Here is an 18,835-nt window from a genome sequence, read left to right as displayed (position 1 = left end):
CCGGATTATTCATGCTTTAATCCTCGTTTAGCTGTAAGGCGGGAAAAATGAAGGAATAGTTTCCTATTTCGAGTTTTTTCCAACGAAACAGATGAATGAGGAGAAAGCAAGCTTGCCTAAATTTGGGCTATTATAACTCAAAGAAAATAAGCTTTAAAGAACTGAAAATAAGCCATATGCGATTGGTTAATAAATATAGCGGTGAATAATTCGGGTTAATATATTTTATGGGAGCACAGGCTAATAGTTTGTGGTTCCTTTTTTTAGGCCAAAAAAGTACCCGCAGGATTTTTCCCACGGGTCAAAAAATATACACCTGTTAAGTATTTTGTGCTGAAACGATCTTACAGCTTTATATCGCTTATTTGATGGCCTCCCATTGATAGCCTTCACCATCCCAGAAAAGCACTCCTCCGCCCTGTACTTCCTCAGAAGCGGATAATTTAATGGCTGCAGTCTGTAAAGATTTATCCTCTACTGAATCAGTGCTGATGGCTGTCTCGGTCACTACCAGAGAATCAGCGATCACTTCCGTGCTTGCCACTGCTATAGAATCGGCAATTGCTTCCGGAAGGGTATTCCCTGCCTCCAATATGGTGAAGGAAGATACCCAGTTTAAATCCTCAAATTCCTGAATCGGGCTGTTCTTATCAAAGAAAAAAGTGGTTTTGGCACTATCGTTATGAACAATGTAAACCCCTTTGATTTGTTCTCCCTCCATAATGAGCGCAGCCAAATCCTCCTGTTCGTCTCCGTTGAAATCCGCTCTTAAGACAGCGCTTTCGTTTATCGTCAGGCTATCGGGAATGATGCTGACTTCCAAAGAGGCCTTCAGAACTTCGATCTCCTGGCTTGGAGCGGTTGCGGTAACCGCTTCAGGGGTCTCAGTCGTTTTCTCACTTGCTTTGTTTTCACAGGCCACAAAAGCCATTGCAGCAAAGATAAAGGCAAATAAATTTTTCATAGTTTAAATAAGTAGGTTGATATGATTAAATCAAATCTAAGAATATTTCGTAATTATCATGTCATTTTTTGGATAAATTTCAACTCATTTAATAATTTTTTAATGCGTTAAATAATTGAAAATGAGCCGAAATATTGGTTTATGAGCCACAATAGTTGATTTTTGAGTGAATTTATTTGTGTGATTTTTGGTCAAGATTTTGTAGTTTTTATTAAGAAATATCGTTTTTTGTTCTTCATTCTGGTGAGATTTTTTGCCACAAATGACGCGAATTTTCACGAATGCTGTTTTCTATATCCATGTGGTCTCCTGTGTTGAGGCTGTTGTTGAGCATTATTAACCACGAATTTCACCAATTTTCACGAATTATTTTGTGTTTGCTTTTGGGGATGTGGTTGGCTGGGGTACTCTCTATATCAACAGCCGGCCTTGATTAATTGGCGAAAAGCCGTGGATGTTGCTTCCGAAGAGGAGCTAAGGGATGAACGATATAATGTCGTGGATTTATGAGCGAACCCTCATTCGGGAATGGGTCTTAGCGAGGACGCTAAGACCAGTGGATGAGATTCTTTCCCGCGAATGACCCGAATTTTCACGAATGGTGTTTGCTATGTCAAGGCGCGCTCCTTTGATGGGTCTGTTGTTGAGTTTTATTAACCACGAATTTCACCAATTTTCACCAATTATTTTGTGTTTGCTTTTGGGGATGTGGTTGGCTGCGGGCCCCTCCATTTCAACGGCCGGCCTTGATCAATTGGCGAAAAGCCATAGGCTCTGCTGCCGGTAAGAAGTCATCACAGCATTATTTCCACTACATTAAAATCTATTCCTGACATGTTACAAATAATGCCTTGATGAATTCCGGTAGCAGGTTCGATGGCTCGCCAGAATTGATCACAGCCTTGATTTTTTTGTTTCGTTTTTTATCAAGAAAAAATGAAAAAGGAAAGGAGGTTTTAAAATGAAATGTTAGAAGGGTGTTTTTGGTTTCGAATTTCTATCGATGAGCTTTGGGTTTGATTAGCAGAAGGTTAGGGGTGTTCGGGCCAAATTTAGTGGATTTATGAGTGGACGCTCATTCGATTATGGGTCTTAGCGAGGACGCTAAGACCAGCGGATTTCGAATTTCTATCGGTGATCTTTGGGTTTGATTTGCAGAAGGTTAGGGGTAGATTTAGTGGATTTATGAGCGAACGCTCATTCGATTATGGGTCTTATCGATGACGCTAAGACCAGTGGAGAGCGCTAAGACCAGTGGAAACCCGTAGAGATACCCAAATACCAGTGGAGAGGGAAGGAAATTGATAACGAAACCTTACCATTTATACACCGACATTTGTTTTATCAGAAAAAGAGATCAAACCTTCAGGTCTGATCTCATAGTATCCAACGCTTGTTTAAAAGCGAAATGTTATCATTAGAGTAGTGTTTGCACTAACGCCCTAATAAACGGTCACCGATTAAAACCCATACAGCTTGTTTCCGGCATTTTCATATTTATCGCCGCTGGTCCAATAGGGACGTTTTTTATCATTCCCAATCAGCTGCCCACTATAGATGAAAGCCTTAACGTATTGGTTTAAATATTCATAATCCATATTTTCAGGATTATCGGCCTGCTGGTGATAGTACTTAGTGATTTCTTCATCGAAGCCAGTAAAGCCCAGGCTCAACATGGGAGCGGGAATTCCCTTTTGTGCAAAGCTTACGTTATCTGAGCGATCAAATAAACCAAAATTTGTAGGATCCTTTTTGGCAGTAAGGTTAAAGGTTTTTGCTGCTTTTACAAAATGACGTTCCGCCGAAGTTCGGTGTAATCCAATAACCGTAATGGTGCTCGGGTCATTTAGTCCGCCACTATCATTGTTGAGTACAAAAACACTGTTCTCCAAAGGAATTACAGGATGCTCCACATACCATTTACTTCCCAAAATGCCCTTTTCTTCTGCAGTTAAAAATAGGAAAGCCGCAGATCTTTTCGTTGGGGTCTTGGTCATTTGTTCTGCCGCATTCAGTACGGCTAAAACTCCGGAGCCATTATCTCGGGCGCCATTATAAATAGAATCTCCTTCGGCATTAGGTAAGCCCACTCCGATATGATCATAATGCGCCGTATACAGGACGAATTCATTTTTTAGCTTAGCGTCCGTCCCCTCTACAATGCCAATAACATTTTTGGATTTCACTAAAGTCATTTCCGGGAGCATCACTTCCATTTCAATTTCAAAGATGGTTCCAGGGTTCATGTCCACTACTCCTGCATCCAATTGTTGCCATAGGACTGGAAATTCTTCCGCGGCAGTGGATTCCAGCTGTAGTTTGGCACTACCATAATGATGATCCAGTTTATCCCAGTCTTTTGCATCTCCGGAATATAGTTCTACCAGGGCTATTGCTCCTTTTTGTTCCGCAAGGGCCTTTTTTTGTTGCATGGCGCCCATATTGCTTCGCAAATCGCCCGATTCGCCGTTTCCGGCAAGGGTAATGACCACTTTGCCTTTAATGGCTGTATTTTCAAAATCTTTTTCGCTTCCATAGCCTAAAAAGATCGCTTCCTGTTGACCGGAAATACGATTAGCTGAAAATGTCAGACTGGCGCGGGCCTCCCATTTTTCTGTGCTCACTTTCGCAGTAGGTGCCGACTTTTTATAAAGGAGTACTTCCTGGAAATAGCCGGAAGTTCCTGTTTTCGGACTTTGAACACCATAGGACTGCATGGTGGCCGCCAACCATTTGGCGGCGATGTCAATCTCAGGAGTGCCAACATCTCGTCCTCTGAGTTCATCGGAAGCAAAGAAATTCATTTGGCCTTCCAGCTTCACCGGATTAACATCGATGTTTTTGGGATTGAATTGCGCCATGGAAGGAAATGCGCAGCTAAAAATTAAAAACAGAAAGGCAAATGCCTTTATTGACTGAAACATAGAAATGGTAATTTTTTTGTAAATATATAAAAGCCGTGTGGTTCTTCTGCGTAATAAATTAGCATAGGGTTATTTTCTGTTTTAGCCCTGTTATTTTTAATATTAGTGGCAGGGAAAAACGCTGGCAGACATTAACCTTAAGATTATGAAAATATACCGGAACTGTTTTTTTGCTTTGGTAATCCTCTTCAGTCTGCTGGCAGAAAAGGTTTCGGGACAGGAGAAATCCCCATATGAAGCCCGGGCAAGAAAGGAAATTCAGCAAATTTTGACCCGGATGGATTTTGGGGAGGATAGTCTCCGGGCAGCTTTTGAATGGGTGGCTAAAAACTATACCTATGATTTGGCCTTTTTAAGGGCGCCCAAAACGTATGAGAGTAATTATCATCTGGTTTGGGAAGCTTTGAAAAAGCGAAAAGGGGTCTGTCAGCATTATGCGGAGACTTTCCATTTGATGATGGAAGAGTTGGGGTATCCGGCCTATGTGGTTTCAGGCTATGTGTTGGATGTAGGGAAATTTCGTTTGGATCTGGGGCATTCCTGGAATGCAGTGAAAACGGCTGAGGGATGGTTTTTATTTGACCCTACCTGGGCCTCCGGCACCGTGGATGAAAGAGGATTTCATCCGGAGTATCAGGCGGAATGGTTCCGGCAGACTGCGAAGCTATTTTTTGAAAGGCATATTCCCTTTGATCCTTTTTGGCAATTGACGGATAGCGTTTTTTCTCACCAGCAGGTAATAGCAGGGGTGGAGGGGCAGAAGCCTACATTGTTTTATCCGGTTGCTGAAGTTTGGGGGCGATATGAAGTGACTTCAGTGGATTGGAAGGAACAGGAGGTAGCGCGTATTCGTAGCGCTCATCCGGTCAATGAGTTGACAAAAACTCACCTGAAACGTATGGAAGAGCAGCTCAGGGTGCGTAAATATAATGTGGATGCCGCCAGCATGAATGCAGCGGTGGAGACGCTCAATAAACAGATTGAGGAGTTAAATGCCTTTTATCGGAAACTGTCTTCAGGAAAAGTAGCAGTGGAAGATCAGCATAAGGTGATGTTAGCAGCCTACCAGCAATTGGAGGCGTTGTCAGTGCAAATGAACGGGATTCAAACAGCGGAACCGGTTCTTTTGGAGCAGCTAAGCTATAACCAGCAAGTACTGAAAGAAGTCATGAGTAGGTTGGAGGGTGATATGCGGAAAATGAATGTGCCTTAGTAAATTAGCTTTCCTCCAGTAAATCGGATTTTTTCTCTACCAAACCCATTTTGATATTTTCCGGAATGAGATCATGTCGGTATCCCTGCATGACCAAACCGGCAGAATTCCTTACCCCCAACTTTTGCATCATATTGTTGCGGTGGTTTTCAATGGTTCGGGAACTCAGGTTAAGGATTTGACTGATGTCCTCGGTAGTGTATTCCAAACAGATAAAACCCAGAATCTCCCGCTCTCGCTTCGAGATCGTGAACTGGTCCATTTTCTTCGTGCTCTTATCTTTATTGGCCTTTTTTAAAGCCTCTTTGATGTGCTCATTGTGGTAAAAGCCCCGCTGATAAACTTCCTCAATGGCTTTGCCTAATTCCTCCGGGCTACGATCTTTAAGGATATAGCCGTGAATGCCCATTTCCAACATATGTGCAATCATTTTGGGCTCATCATACATCGTTAAAGCAATGATCTTGGATTTTTCGTTTTTTTCCAAAATGATCTTGCTCGCCTCCAGCCCGTCCATAATAGGCATTTTGAGGTCCATCAGAATGATGTCTGCGGGATCTTCCAAGGCCTTCTCTACGGCCTCTTTTCCATTTTCTGATTCCCAGGCCAAAGTAAGATTGTCGTGGTTTTCAATGAAAAAGCACAGTCCTTTTCGGAACATGGTGTGGTCGTCGGCTAATCCGATTCGAAGCATGGTAAAGTGGGTTAAAATTAGGCTTTAGGTAACTAAGTGTCAGAATAGGGTGAATATACAAAAATATTGATTTTTATTCCGGACTGTTTGTGGATTCTTTTATTAAAATTTTATGAGTAGACTAAAAAGCAATTGATTATTGACTTTTAGATTTTGAAAAAGCCCAAGTTTCCCTGGGCTTGAGTATATTCTCTATTTTCTATTGAACTCCGGCACTGCAAGGGGGGCAAGGGTTCGATACATCATATTCTGCTGTAGTTTCTGCATTCTCCATTCTTAAATTGGACAATGAAGTATCATTTCTCTCCAGATGAATAATGGTAGCTGCTTTTACCGCGAAAACCTCACCGGCCAGGTCAAGCTCATTTTCCTGATGTTGCCCTAAAATCAGTGAGAATTGGCTGATGGTTTCCGGTAGCTCATACAATCCTAAATGGGTTAAGCCATTCTCCTGAATAGTAGGATAGTTGGCCTCCGGCATTGAGAAATAAGCGACTCTTTCTTGGGTAGCAGGATTGGTGAATTGCTGCAGGATGGCCGATCTTTCGGTAGCTGCTAGGGTGTTTTTCAAGCTACTGGACATCGCCACAGATAGCAAGCCTGTTTTTTCAAAAGCCTGGCTTCTCTCCTTAAGTCCGATGGATTGTTTTGGGGCTTCATTGGCGTATAAGGGGAAAAAAGCACCTTCTCCTTTTTGTGCTAACCAATAAAATTCCAAAGTGCCGGCATTGGATCTGCTCAAAGCAGGAAAGAATCGGAAATCTCCTTTCGTCGCATAAAGAGCGGCAATGTTTTCTGTTTCGAGTTTGAATGCGGTATTGGCAAAATCAATGCTCGCCAAGGCCGTGCTTACCTCTTCCTCTGGAAGGGTAGTCCATCTGCTTTGGTCGATGATGGCGGTTTCCTGGTTGAAGGTGGTGGATTCCGCTTGTTTAGCTTCCTCTGTGCTCGTGCAGGAGTAGATGAAGATGATGAGGAGTGTAAGTAGGTTGAGTTTTTTCATGGTAGGTTAGTTAATACCAGCCTGACAAGGAGGGCATGGGTTGGAGTAGTCATACGAAAGGTTAGTATTTTGTGAATTATCACTTCTGTAATTTCCCGAATTATCAGCCGAACGCTGAATTTGAAGGATGGTGGTAATTGGAATCGTATACTGTTCACCATGCAAATTTTCTTCTCCACTTTCATGAAGACCAAATTGAATTCCGAGGGAGGTGATTGTTTCAGTTTCCTCAAAAGCTCCAAAATAAGTAATTCCATCGATAACGATTGATGGGTAGTCTTTTTCAAACATTTCAAAATACTCAACCCTTTCGTTTGTGTCTTGACTGGTGAATTGCTTGATTAATTCTGTCTTGGTTACTTGGTTTAACCGTTCTTTTAGGGTTTTTTCCATGGCTTCTGTCAAAAAACCAGTGTTTTCAAACTCAGAGGAACGAATTTTTAAGGGGGTTACGATACTTGAGTCTTGTAATTCAGGATAAAGTGGAAGGAGGGCTCCATCACCTCTTTGGATAAAACAATAGAAGTTTAAATTTCCATTATCAGTGGACTCAAGAGCAGGATAAAATTTAAAGTTGCCATTTGTTGAGTATAGACTTGGTAAATCCTCTGATTTAAGTTTAAAAACTGTATTACTGAAATCAATAGAATTAATAGCATCAGATACTTTATTATCCATTTCTGAATACCATTGACTTACATGGGTTTGAGCTGTTTCTTGATTAAATCCTTCATGTTTTTTAAAGTGTAAAGAATTTTCATCTTGACATCCCATGAAAAATAAGGAGATTCCAAATAGTGCTAGTATTTTTTTCATAATTAATGAGATTTGTGTAGTGTCTTTTCCGTGTCAAGTGGAAAGGAAATTTGCGCCATTAAGCCACTTGGAGAAATGTTTTTAAAGATTATATTTCCTTCTAAAAGTGATATTCGGCTTTCAATTGATTTAAGTCCAAGTCCTTTGCTTTTTCCATTTATTCTATTGAAGTCCATCCCAATCCCATTGTCTTTGAATTCAAGATGGACAAATGAGGAGTTGATTTGGATTTTTATTTCAATTTTACTGGCCTTAGCATGTTTTACCGTATTGTTTGTTAATTCTTGCAAAATTCTGAAAACACTTATTTCCTGATCTTCACTTATTTTTGCGTTACATTGGAAGTCTAGTTTTGTTTTAATTTCATTTTCGTCTACTGGTTTCAGAAAAGATATTATGGCTTCATGTAGTCCGAATTTCTCAAGGGCAACAGGTTTTAGGTTTTGTGAAATTCTTCTTACGGAGGTTATAGTATTGCTTAGAATTTCTTTTGTTTGAACTGCTAGTTGTGTGGTGTTTTGGTCATTAACTAAATCAATTATTTGATTAATGTATAGTCTTGATGTTGATAACATTGCTCCGACTTCATCATGGAGGTCCTTGGCAATTCTTTCCTGTTCAGATTCTTGGGCGGCTACACTATGTTCGTGTAATTCTTTTTGGTGTTCTTTTTCTAGTCTTTGAATTATTTCTTTGCTCTCATATAGTCTTCTTTGATAAATTATGAAAAACACGACTAATGAAGAACTAATAAAAAACATACCAATTACTACAATTAGTATGATGGTGAAAAGTTCTGTTTTTCCGGTGTTATCCATAGTGATATCCCAAAAATAAGGTATTTAAGTATGTTTAAAAAAACATTAATGATCCATATGCTTGATGCAATAGCTTGATTTTGCATATTGATAATATTACCTAGGGCGAAAATTATCATTGTGCTAGAATTATATAAAAGTAAAGCAGCTCCAATCCAAAATACCGGGGACTTTTCAAGATTCTTTTCTTTAAGATCTTGCAGAAGATAATAATAACTAAGTAAAACGGATAAGATTATTATTACATCTCTTGTAATGGTTGAAAAAGAGTTGATTGTACCAGTTCCTTGTATGTATATGGCATTGGTGATGATGAAGCAAATTCCCAAAAAGCATATGTATTTATACAATGATTTAAGATTCCTGTCTTGTATCGAATTTGAGAAAATCTTGTAAATAAATGATATCTCTACAGCCATAATTGGAGCGAAATATTTGATGTTATTTACATGGAGAATTGAGGTAATTAAGAAAAATGTTTCAAAAATAAAGTAAAAGGTTGTTAAAGTAAACAACCTTTTCTGTGTAGCATCTAAAACATTTCTTTTAGTAACCCCAATTATTAATGGAATTAGTATGAAAAAAGGGATTGATCTAAATAAAATTTTTAGGAGCATTTTATTTTAGTTTACACCAGCACTACAAGGAGGACAAGGATTCGAGTAATCATAAACCCCATTAGTGGAAATCTGCTCGGCAGAAGCAGTCATCATCATTGGTTGCGGTTCAACGGCTTCTTTATTGATTTCCACATGGATAATGGGGGTGAAAGAAACCATGTTCGCTGCTTCCTTATTAAGGTCTTTACCGAAGTAGATGAATACTTCAAAGTCTTCCGAGGTAAGCTGATTTAGTTGGGCACGGATACCGAGGCCAACATTTTCTTCATAGGTAAAATATTGTACTCTGCCGTACCTTTTTTCCTCTAGTTCCTGATCCTGATACTCCACCATGAATTGATCCGGAATGGTAGTGTCGGCCACTTTTAACCAGTTATTGGTCAGCATTTCCATGGCTTGTACCGGTAAATTCCCAACCGTCTTTCCACTAATCTTTTGTCTTTTTCCCTGAAAGAAATTCAGTTTGAAATAACTTCCTTCTTCTCCTTTACAGGCATCACAAAGTTCCATAACCGGCTTCAATACCACCGCGCGGTTTTCTTTTTCGTTAGCCTCATTCTTTTCCATACCCAGGTGAATTTTCACGATGGCATGGCGCTGGATGGCCTTCAGGAAATCGGCTTTTTGATTTTTGGCCAGTTGATAAGATTGTCTTTTTTCGTAGCCATAGCTTTCCTTAGCTTCTGTCTGCATAGAAGAAGCATTGAGGGTGGCTTGAGTTGACTTTACAAGCTTATTGAAGTGTAGGGCGTTGTCTACTGCATTACTGTCAGCGTCAAGCCAGCTTGCTTTAAGCTTTTTTACATGGCCGGGATTCATCCCCAAATAGGTTGTTTCTTTTTCCATTTTTAATTGATAGCAAAAATAATTTTCAATCACATACTAACCTAAGTGGTTAGTGATGCTAAAATAGAAAGGAAAAGTTGGACTGGACAAATTAAGGTTTCCTCCAATACAATGGAAAGATACATATTGGATGTAAGAAATCCTACAAATATGAATATTTATCGATAGCTTTAATCGTTTTCTAATCAAAATTGCGCGAATTGCAGTATTTGGGGTTATTTTTTAAAATTAGGTATTTTTACTCTGTTGTAACAGCAGGATTCGGGAGATATTTGTGATGTGATAGGGAATTCCCTTCGGGGAAATGATTTGTCAATAACACCGAATTAAGTAATGAGTTATATTTACCAACAGCCATCCGGACGTAATAAAAGCCAACATACCATTGCGCTTTTGATCTCCTCCAACAGATTCGAGCGGGAAAAGTCAATTGTGCCTCCCACTCCCTTTGCTGCTGTACAAATAGATAATCAGACTGATGAGCAGGTACAATACCTGTTTAGTCAAATGCATAGAGGTTGTTTAGAGCGTACTCCGGGGCCTGTTCATCAGGTGGAGAATGAGGTTTTGTGGATGGAGCCGGATAGAAGGGGCGGTATTGACGGCTTTATATTTTTTCAGATCGGTGGTCTGCATCTTTTTAAATTGCATTTATCACTCATGGGACAGGATCAGCCTCCGGTGATTACTTGTGGTAATTTACCCAAGGGATATACCTATGAGCTGGAGGTAAAAGATCAGGGGCCTGTGAAGTCTGTGGTTTGTTCCCTTAAAGCCAACACGGATTATGTATCGGCGCCACTTTTGGAGGATATTCAAAAGGCAATTTATGGGATGTTTCCCATGGGGGACCTTCGGGATGTTTTAACGCTTCGTGTAGAGGGGCAGAAACCGTTAAGTTCCTGGGTGGACAAAAAAGCCATGGCCATTTATGAAATAGGCCATCTGTCCGTGACTCCCGTCGCTGGGGATCAAGCAGCATATTTCTTAACTGATGTGCATTTTAAGAAGATTCGTCGTTTTGGGGAGGAGCTGTGTGTGAAATGCAGACTGCAATTCAATATTACCAATGGCTGGATAGTTGGTTTCTCTATTTCTATGGACAGTTGTTTGCAGGAAAAGGCTACCGTTATTTCCTGTATGGGGAAAGACCGTTGCGGAATTGAGTTTTCAGAAATGGACAGTCAAATTCAGGAGCAGGTAGCCTGGAAAAAGGATGCAGAAAAACAAGCGGAAGTATTGGAGGTATGGTCAGAGATTTCGACCACCCTGCTTTCTATTTGTGAAAAAATAACTAGCTTATACTAAGATTATAACTATCAATTACCTTCGAAAGAAGGATTCCATCTTCTAATTTTCTATAGTAATTTGGGCCCCGAAAGGGGCCACTTTTTTTTTCAGGGGTTTTTGAATTTAGCGTCGGGGGACTGTTTATTCAACTTTTTGGTCAGGGGAATTGGCTACATTTTACACCAGTCTATGATGGGGTAGATCCGAATGATGCAACGCTTGCTTTAGTGAGCAGCCTCAATGGATTTGCTCATTTTAGGAAGTTGGATTCCTGTTTTTTTATTCGCCAGACTGTGGTTATGCTTGCTTTTCATTCCTCCTTTCCCCGGGAAAGTCAGGGTATTGAGTACTACTGCTTCATTATTTCCGTCTTGCTACTCAAGGCAGGTTTAACCATAAATTCCCGATCAGATTCAGGAGGTCCTGCCAATTTCTTTATTCTCAGTGCGATGCGGGTGGTTTTGTTGGTTTTTCCATAACCCCTCGGGTAAACTTACTGTTCATTTCTCTCCTTTCCTGGGAAAAAACCGAAATAGGGAACGACGCTGTCATTTTTCCAGTGGGTACTACTGAAGGATATTAGCCCGAATTATTTCCCGCTAAATTTCTTAGCTAAGTGCAAGTGGGTTATTTTCATGGCGTTAAAATTTGTTCTCTTTGATTTGTATTAGCCCAAATTTGGCAAGCTTGTTTTCTCTTCATTCATCTGTTTCGTTGGAAAAAACTCGAAATAGGAAACAATTCCTTCGTTTTTTCCGCCTTACAACTCAACGAGGATTTAAGCATCAATAATCCGGCTTAGCATGAATAATTCGAATTCATTAAGCCTGATTAGAGTATAGTGCCAGGAATTCAGTTTAATGGATGGGGAGAAAGCGCATGTTTAAAAGCGCACCCTCCGGTTGTAAATTCACATTATTGGAAGCGATTTTGGATCATTTCTCAACAATAGCGCTGCTCTTCTCTCAAAACAATCGGGCATCGCTGCTGTAATAATCAAATTTTCGCTGGGAATTTTAGCTTTTAAACACACTCAAAGTAAAATCGAGCTTCAACTTTTATTATTTGTAAAAGGAAAATGACGGTGGATGATCTGGCCTAAAGGTGGCCAAAGAGGATTTCTGTTTTTGGGGTAATTGGGGAATTGCTCCAAATACCACTGATGATGATTTTTGGCCCGGGGGATTAAATTGGCGCAAGTCCAAAAAAAGAAGCTAAAAGCAGCCCCATTCCATGCGAGTATGGCGAAACCGCCCCATTCGATAATTTCTCCCAAAAGATTGGGACAGGAAATATATTGGAATAAGCCTCCATAAGGAATCTTGTAGCCCTTTTGGTGTTTTCGAATTTGGATGAGCAAATGATCATGGTATTGATTAATGGCCCAGCCTGCAATAAAAATCAAAAGACCGATCCATTGCCATTGAAATGGCATTTTTTCCGGGGCCAAAAAAGTAATCCACAGGCCATTGAGTAAGCCGTTGATTAGATTAAAAAATAGGGCTGAGATAACGATACTGATGGGCATTTTTTTCCCCTTGGTTTTAATTCTTAAGGGGAAAATTAGAGTGCGATAGCCATAATGTAGAGTCCATAGCGCAATTAGCCCAATTTGAAAAGGATGAAGGGAAGGGCCATAGAACGGAATAAGGGGAATAAGCAGAAGTGCGGGCAATTCCATTAGGAACCAGGCGAATTTATTGTCGATCATAAAGCCCCATCCGGCCTGACTATGCCGGCCGTATGGCGCTCTGATATTAGATTTCCATAAGAAAACAAAAGTAATCAATGCCATTAGCGACCAAATGAGGGTAATTTGGTGGAAGTGCAGGAGTATTTTTTCCAGGATCATACAGAAATATAGGTATTCTCCGGAATAATTCGATGTGCCATTCTGCCAGCATTTCACCATTGTATATAATGAGGCTATTTGGTGAGTTTAAGCCCCTTGCAAAATCATGTAAGAAAAGCATTTGAGGTGTTGAATTTCTGAGTATGGGATCATTTCGATCATTATTGGAGTTTGTGGGTAGGGTGAGGATTTCTTTGCCTTTCCTGGATTCAAAGCATTTCGTTTGGAGTAGGAACGGATGGGCTTGGTAAATTATAATTGCCCTCCGGATTGGTCAAAGGAGATGATGCTTGTTTACCTTTAATTTTTTTTTTTTGAATCATAAATAAAAAAGCCTGTAATGGTGATGGTTAGCTGCATTTTCACGTAAGCAATACTATAGCAAACTTAAATCATGAGCCTATGAATAACACTTACATTATTGCGTTATTTTTGGTGGTTTTTGGAAGTCTGCTGGTAATTTGTTTCGTGTTTTTGGTCTCTGCACCTATTAGTCCTAAGATGGAATTTATTGGAATGCTGATGACCTATATCGGCCTTGGCGTTTATTTATTTGGTAGGTGGAAGGCCACAAATTAGTATCAGATCAAAAAATCCCCCTTTAAAGAGCATGTACCTTTTATATGAAGTACATGCTTTTTTATTGTCATTTTTTGTAAAAAAATCGGGGAGATAAAAATGAGGAGGGGGAGGGGGTGATGATTTTCGACTTAAGTTGTCGAGAGTAAGGGTTTGAAATCCAATTCACTTTTTCCTTTATGCTATGAAATTGATATTTTTTTGATACCCTTGACTTTGACGCTGTCACTGGTCTTAGCGTCCTCGCTAAGATCTAATGCCGTATAGGCGTTCGCTCATAAAATTTCCCAAAATATCTCAAAGTCAATCTTACAGCAGTTTCGATGCCCTTTCGTCCATTTGCAAGGCCGGCTTGTTGTGATGGGAAGCCTCCAACCGACTGCAAGACCCAATCCATTCCTAAAATCATTCGAGCTAATTCGTGCCATTCGTGGCAAAAAAAATCACCACTGGTTTTTACATCCTCGCTAAGACCCAAAATCGTATAAACGTCCGCTCAAAAATCCACTTTACTTTGTTCTCACCGCCCTAATCTTATGGAAGTTATTTCTGAGTTTTAATGGAGGATTATTGCCGGAAACAGTCAAGGGTTTGATTAGTAGGGTTTGGCGTTGAAGGCATTTTTCTTTTACCACAAAATGCGACGCTTTCTATTTTCATTTTTTCTTGATAAAAAACGAAACAAAAAAATCAAGGCTGTGATCAATGTTGTCGGGCCATGGAACCTGCTGACGGAATCCATCAAGGCCTTATTTGAATAATGCAGTGAACTAAAAAAAATGTTATGGAAATAAGGCTGTGATGCCTTCTGTTCGCCAGCAGAACCCATGGCTTTCCGCCCATTGAGCAAGGCCGATTTATTGGAGTGGAAAAAAAACCAACCGACTGCAAGACCCAATCCATCCCTAAAATCATTCGAGTTCATTCGGGTCATTCGTGGCAAAAAAACACCTCTGGTCTTAGCGTCCTTGCTAAGACCCAATACCGCATGAGCGTCCGCTCATAAATCCACTGAACGTTGTTCTCTTCACCCTAATATTTTGGAAGACATTTCTGAGTTTTAATGGAGGATTATTGCCGGAAACAGTCAAGGGTTTGATTAGTAGGGTTTGGCGTTGAAGGCATTTTTCTTTTACCACAAAATGTAACGCTTTCTATTTTCATTTTTTCATGATAAAAAACGAAACAAAAAAATCAAGGCTGTGATCAAGGCCGGTTTATTGGAGTGGAAAAAAAGAACCGACTGCATTACCCAATCCATTCCTAAAATCATTCGAGCTAATTCGGGTCATTCGTGGCAAAAAAAACACACCACTGGTCTTTGCTTCCTCACTAAGATTTAATACTGCCGAAGCGTCCGCTTATAAATTCTCAGTACTTTGTCCATTCCGCCCTAATCTTTTGGAAGTCATTTCTGAGTTTTAATGGAGGATTATTGCCGGATATTATCAAGGTGTTCATTAGTAAGGCTTTGGGGTTGAAAGCATTTCCCTTTTACCACAAAATTTAACGCTTTTTATTTTCATTTTTTCTTGATAAAAAACGAAACAAAAAAATCAAGGCTGTGATCAATGTTGGCGGGCCATGGAACCTGCTGACGGAATCCATCAAGGCCTTATTTGAATAATGCAGTGAACTAAAAAAAATGTTATGGAAATAAGGCTGTGATGCCTTCTGTTCGCCAGCAGAACCCATGGCTTTCCGCCCATTGATCAAGGCCGGTTTGTTGTGATGGATGGAGCTGAAGTGCTTTTTTAATTGGCGAAAAATAGCTTTGTTTTGGATGGAGGCGTCTAGATGCATTCGTGAAAATTCGGGCCATTCGTGGCTAAAAAAAACACCATTGGTCTTAACGACTTTGCTAAGACCCAATCCAGCTTAAAATCCATTCGAGAAAATTTGCGAAATTTGTGGCTAAAAAACGCCATCTCATTTTCATTTAAAAATTCGGATTTACCAGTCAAAAGCATCTTTAAAACACCTTACTTTAACATGTTGCTCTTATCTTTAGAAAAAGCATTTGGCAGGGTACATTGATCCTCTTTCCTGAAAATAGAGCTCCTATGCATGCAAACCAGTTAAAATATCGGTTGAACTTATTATTAATGCTTCCTTTTGCGCCCCTATTAATCTTGCAGGGCAAAAAGGTAAAAGCAAAGGTGCCTAAAATCAATCCGGCAAAGGGGGAGTCAGGGCATATCGGTAGCGGTAAGCCCTTAAAATTACTTTGTCTGGTTAAAGTGCCATGGCAGGCATTGGGGTGTCTTCGCATAAGAATGCTATTGCAGGGCAGCTTTCCGGTTTAATATCGGCTAAATATCAGCGGGAGGTGCATTGGGAAGTTTTGGCGGAAAATGGTATTAATTTAAGAGATCTCCATCGTAAATATTTGAAAGCGGCCCCCACGGAAATTCCTGATTTAATTGTGGTGGCCATGGGAGGTAATGATACTTTCGAGATGAGGGCTCCAAGGGATTGGGAACGAGATGGTGAGGCATTGATTCGAAAGATTCATCTTCTTTGGCCGGGAGTACCGATAATTTTCATGCACTTACCTCCTATACATGAATTTCCAGCCTTTCCTTTCTTGCTAAAACGCTATATGTGTCGTCATGCGGCAATTTTATCCGCTAGTTTGAGAAATGTGGTGTCTGGATTTGAAGATGTATTTTTTCCTGCCAATGAAATTGACTTTGAAGAATGGGGCGAGCGATATCAAGTAGAGGTGAAAAGGGAGGAGTTATTTTGCGATGGGGTTCACCCTTCCCAAAAGGCTTACCAAATTTGGGCAGAGGAGATTTTTAGATTTATGCAGGTTTTTGAGGTGATCAGGAATGTCCTGAAAGGGTAGCCTTCTTTTCTGGCGGAGGCACTGGCTGAGGGAAGGGCATGAAAAATCGTGAAACACTAATTTGGAATTGGGGTAGTTCAGGATGCAATATGTTTTACTGTAATAATTATATATTGTTAGGAATATGAAGGCAACTTCGAAATTTTTAGGGATTGGTATAGTCATTGCATTTTAAAAGATCATTCCGGTTTAGTGTAAATTTTGGAAAATTTCTAAGGTTTCGATGAATCTTTGGTAATAACTCTTCCATTTCTCACAATGTCCGGAAAAGAAACCCTATTTTGCGTTTCTTTGTGAACTTTGTTTAATCCATAAAAATTTATAATGCAGGATTCTTTACTGTCGTCTATTCAGAATGGTTTGTTGTGGGCGCTAAATAGTAGTAATAATTTCCTTTGGTCTTATGTGTTAATCGCAGTCCTGATTCTTGCGGGACTCTATTTCACCATCAATTCAGGCTTTGTTCAGTTTGGAATGTTCAAAGAAATGGTCAAGCTATTGGCGGATGGCCGTTCCAAAAGTGAATCTAAAGGAACCTCTTCTTTTCAGGCTTTTTGCATGAGTACCGCCTCAAGGGTAGGTACCGGAAATTTGGCAGGAGTAGCGCTGGCAGTAGGCGCTGGTGGGCCCGGAGCGGTGTTTTGGATGTGGTTAATTGCTTTGATCGGATCGGCCTCTGCATTTGTGGAAAGTACATTGGCTCAAATTTACAAAGAAAAAACACCTCATGGTTTTCGAGGAGGCCCCGCTTATTATATGGAAAAGGCTTTGGGGAATCGTTCTTTAGGAATCGTGTTCTCCATTTTGATTACCATTTGTTTTGGTTTTATTTTTAATGCGGTGCAGGCCAATACGATTGCTGCGGCTTTTCACGGAGCATTTGATATTGAGGCGAAGTGGATGGCTTTAATACTCGTTGTAATTTCAGCCCCTGTAATTATGGGAGGTGTAAGGAGAATTGCCGTTGTAGCGGAGGTCATTGTCCCGATTATGGCCATCGCCTATTTATTCATAGTGATTTATGTATTGGTGGTGAATTTCAGCCAGATTCCTGCGGTCATCTCATTGATTTTGGAATCCGCTTTTGGCTTGAGAGAGATGGCGGCCGGTGCAGTGGGTGCGGCTTTAATGCAAGGAATCAAAAGAGGTTTGTTCTCCAATGAAGCCGGTATGGGTTCTGCTCCTAATGCCGCGGCAACGGCTTCCGTAAGTCATCCGGTGAAGCAGGGTCTGATTCAGACTTTGGGCGTTTTTACAGATACCATTTTAATTTGTACGGCTACGGCGATGTTGATTTTGGTTTCCGGCGTAGAAGCCGCTGGTGCTGAAGATGGAATTAAGTTAACGCAGGCTGCACTTCAGTCTCAGGTTGGAAGCTGGGGTGGAATTTTTATAGCCGTGGCGATTCTGTTATTTGCTTACAGCTCCATTATTGGTAACTATTATTATGGTGAGGCCAATATTGATTTTATTCACCGTGGCGATAGCAAGTTGAAAATGATTTATCGTTTTGCGGCATTGGGCATGTTAGTCTTCGGCGCATTAGTAAAGGTTCAGACCGTCTGGGATATGGCCGATTTGTTCATGGCTTTGATGGCACTGGTAAATATTTATGCCATCATTAAGTTGGGGCCGATTGCTTTTGCCGCCCTTAAGGATTATCGCCAACAGAAAAAGGAAGGGAAGGATCCCGTTTTCAGGGCCAGTAATATTGGTATAAAAGAGGGCGCCGAATGTTGGGAAGAGCCCAAAGAACAGGTAGTGCTGTAAAGCAATATATCATTTGTAAAAGGTCTGGTTTTTGAAATCAGGCCTTTTTTTGTGTCCAAAAAAAATGATAAAAGCGCTCTTTTTATTACTCGAATATTATGTTCAAGCATTTTTTTAGGGTGGGATAGTAGTCGGATGCTTGGTGTAATGCGCTACAAAAGATAGTTAAAATTCCATTTGTTGTGGATGTCGAGGACGTTTTACTGGCAGAGGATAGATATTGATAATTTATTGATCCGTTTTGGAGCTTATTTGGAATGCGTTTGATTTTCAATGGGGAATGTTGAATGTGGTCGTCAAGCCGCTTGTAGAGATAATCCACCATTGCCCTGATAATAATATAAGCTGAAGTTAACGATAAGCATTTGGATGGGTAATCGGCGGATAGGCTTTTTTAAATCGGGTTTATATTGTTTTCAGCTCCCTTTTTTAATTTGAACGCCTATTATTTGGTTTAAAGCACTTCTTTTTTTTGACCCTTTTTTTGCGTTTATCTGAAGACCATTGAATAGGGAACTAATGGTTTTTCTTTCAATTTCTCCGCTTACAGACTGCTCCACTGATGGCTTTCCATATAGCCGTCAAAATTGTGGTT

At 40.3% G+C, this 18,835-nt stretch carries 13 protein-coding genes; 5 read left to right on the top strand and 8 right to left on the bottom strand.

The window, feature by feature from the left end; all coding sequences use genetic code 11:
* Positions 1-361 precede the first annotated feature (361 nt).
* Both AAA970_RS09505 and AAA970_RS09500 read right to left on the bottom strand, forming a co-directional pair.
* Positions 362-964, bottom strand: coding sequence for a hypothetical protein (locus AAA970_RS09505; protein ID WP_338236927.1), 603 nt, complete (start codon positions 962-964; stop codon positions 362-364).
* 1,460 nt (positions 965-2,424) lie between these two features.
* Positions 2,425-3,888: a M28 family peptidase gene (locus AAA970_RS09500; RefSeq protein ID WP_338236926.1), complete on the bottom strand. Its 1,464-nt coding sequence runs from the start codon at positions 3,886-3,888 to the stop codon at positions 2,425-2,427.
* Positions 3,889-4,033: 145 nt separating this feature from the next.
* Between AAA970_RS09500 and AAA970_RS09495 the strand changes: the two genes are divergently transcribed.
* The gene (locus AAA970_RS09495; protein ID WP_338236925.1) at positions 4,034-5,101 is read left to right on the top strand and encodes a transglutaminase domain-containing protein; all 1,068 of its coding nucleotides are present in this window, start codon (positions 4,034-4,036) and stop codon (positions 5,099-5,101) included.
* 4 nt (positions 5,102-5,105) lie between these two features.
* On the opposite strand, the gene AAA970_RS09490 is transcribed toward AAA970_RS09495, so the two are convergent.
* The 5 genes from AAA970_RS09490 to AAA970_RS09470 form a co-directional block, all read right to left on the bottom strand.
* Entirely contained in the window at positions 5,106-5,795 is a 690-nt protein-coding gene (locus AAA970_RS09490) for a response regulator (protein WP_338236924.1), read from the bottom strand.
* Positions 5,796-5,994: 199 nt separating this feature from the next.
* Positions 5,995-6,798 carry a hypothetical protein gene (locus AAA970_RS09485; protein WP_338236923.1) on the bottom strand — a complete coding sequence of 268 codons (804 nt, stop codon included), beginning with the start codon at positions 6,796-6,798 and terminating at the stop codon, positions 5,995-5,997.
* A 6-nt stretch (positions 6,799-6,804) separates the two neighbouring features.
* Complete coding sequence (locus AAA970_RS09480; RefSeq protein ID WP_338236922.1) at positions 6,805-7,614, bottom strand: hypothetical protein; 810 nt, start codon at positions 7,612-7,614, stop codon at positions 6,805-6,807.
* Positions 7,615-7,616: 2 nt separating this feature from the next.
* The gene (locus AAA970_RS09475; protein ID WP_338236921.1) at positions 7,617-8,432 is read right to left on the bottom strand and encodes a sensor histidine kinase; all 816 of its coding nucleotides are present in this window, start codon (positions 8,430-8,432) and stop codon (positions 7,617-7,619) included.
* Between the two features lie 623 nt (positions 8,433-9,055).
* Positions 9,056-9,898 (bottom strand): hypothetical protein, encoded by an 843-nt coding sequence (locus AAA970_RS09470; protein ID WP_338236919.1) that lies wholly within the window; start codon positions 9,896-9,898, stop codon positions 9,056-9,058.
* A gap of 333 nt (positions 9,899-10,231) precedes the next feature.
* Here AAA970_RS09470 and AAA970_RS09465 point away from each other — a divergent pair, with 333 nt between their 5' ends.
* Complete coding sequence (locus tag AAA970_RS09465) at positions 10,232-11,206, top strand: hypothetical protein (protein ID WP_338236918.1); 975 nt, start codon at positions 10,232-10,234, stop codon at positions 11,204-11,206.
* Between the two features lie 1,033 nt (positions 11,207-12,239).
* Here the strand turns inward: AAA970_RS09465 and AAA970_RS09460 are convergent.
* Positions 12,240-13,040 (bottom strand): DUF1295 domain-containing protein, encoded by an 801-nt coding sequence (locus tag AAA970_RS09460; protein ID WP_338236917.1) that lies wholly within the window; start codon positions 13,038-13,040, stop codon positions 12,240-12,242.
* A gap of 402 nt (positions 13,041-13,442) precedes the next feature.
* Between AAA970_RS09460 and AAA970_RS09455 the strand changes: the two genes are divergently transcribed.
* The 3 genes from AAA970_RS09455 to AAA970_RS09445 all read left to right on the top strand — a co-directional run bounded on the left by AAA970_RS09455 (position 13,443) and on the right by AAA970_RS09445 (position 18,240).
* Complete coding sequence (locus AAA970_RS09455; protein WP_157600942.1) at positions 13,443-13,619, top strand: hypothetical protein; 177 nt, start codon at positions 13,443-13,445, stop codon at positions 13,617-13,619.
* 2,245 nt (positions 13,620-15,864) lie between these two features.
* Positions 15,865-16,470, top strand: a complete 606-nt coding sequence (locus tag AAA970_RS09450) for an SGNH/GDSL hydrolase family protein (RefSeq protein WP_338236916.1) — start codon at positions 15,865-15,867, stop codon at positions 16,468-16,470.
* 324 nt (positions 16,471-16,794) lie between these two features.
* Positions 16,795-18,240, top strand: coding sequence for an alanine/glycine:cation symporter family protein (locus AAA970_RS09445; protein WP_338236915.1), 1,446 nt, complete (start codon positions 16,795-16,797; stop codon positions 18,238-18,240).
* Positions 18,241-18,835 lie beyond the last annotated feature (595 nt).

This window comes from Persicobacter diffluens, assembly GCF_036244895.1.
GTDB classification, from domain to species: domain Bacteria; phylum Bacteroidota; class Bacteroidia; order Cytophagales; family Cyclobacteriaceae; genus Persicobacter; species Persicobacter diffluens.
This window is presented reverse-complemented; position numbering and strand designations above follow the sequence as displayed.

What these genes read in the sequence shown, in the direction of transcription:
- AAA970_RS09475 (WP_338236921.1), bottom strand. Translation starts at nt 8,432, where the DNA reads ATGGATAACACCGGAAAAACAGAACTTTTCACCATCATACTAATTGTA.
- AAA970_RS09455 (WP_157600942.1), top strand. Translation starts at nt 13,443, where the DNA reads ATGAATAACACTTACATTATTGCGTTATTTTTGGTGGTTTTTGGAAGT.
- AAA970_RS09495 (WP_338236925.1), top strand. Translation starts at nt 4,034, where the DNA reads ATGAAAATATACCGGAACTGTTTTTTTGCTTTGGTAATCCTCTTCAGT.
- AAA970_RS09445 (WP_338236915.1), top strand. Translation starts at nt 16,795, where the DNA reads ATGCAGGATTCTTTACTGTCGTCTATTCAGAATGGTTTGTTGTGGGCG.
- AAA970_RS09490 (WP_338236924.1), bottom strand. Translation starts at nt 5,795, where the DNA reads ATGCTTCGAATCGGATTAGCCGACGACCACACCATGTTCCGAAAAGGA.
- AAA970_RS09470 (WP_338236919.1), bottom strand. Translation starts at nt 9,898, where the DNA reads ATGGAAAAAGAAACAACCTATTTGGGGATGAATCCCGGCCATGTAAAA.
- AAA970_RS09500 (WP_338236926.1), bottom strand. Translation starts at nt 3,888, where the DNA reads ATGTTTCAGTCAATAAAGGCATTTGCCTTTCTGTTTTTAATTTTTAGC.
- AAA970_RS09485 (WP_338236923.1), bottom strand. Translation starts at nt 6,798, where the DNA reads ATGAAAAAACTCAACCTACTTACACTCCTCATCATCTTCATCTACTCC.
- AAA970_RS09450 (WP_338236916.1), top strand. Translation starts at nt 15,865, where the DNA reads ATGGCAGGCATTGGGGTGTCTTCGCATAAGAATGCTATTGCAGGGCAG.
- AAA970_RS09480 (WP_338236922.1), bottom strand. Translation starts at nt 7,614, where the DNA reads ATGAAAAAAATACTAGCACTATTTGGAATCTCCTTATTTTTCATGGGA.
- AAA970_RS09505 (WP_338236927.1), bottom strand. Translation starts at nt 964, where the DNA reads ATGAAAAATTTATTTGCCTTTATCTTTGCTGCAATGGCTTTTGTGGCC.
- AAA970_RS09465 (WP_338236918.1), top strand. Translation starts at nt 10,232, where the DNA reads ATGAGTTATATTTACCAACAGCCATCCGGACGTAATAAAAGCCAACAT.
- AAA970_RS09460 (WP_338236917.1), bottom strand. Translation starts at nt 13,040, where the DNA reads ATGATCCTGGAAAAAATACTCCTGCACTTCCACCAAATTACCCTCATT.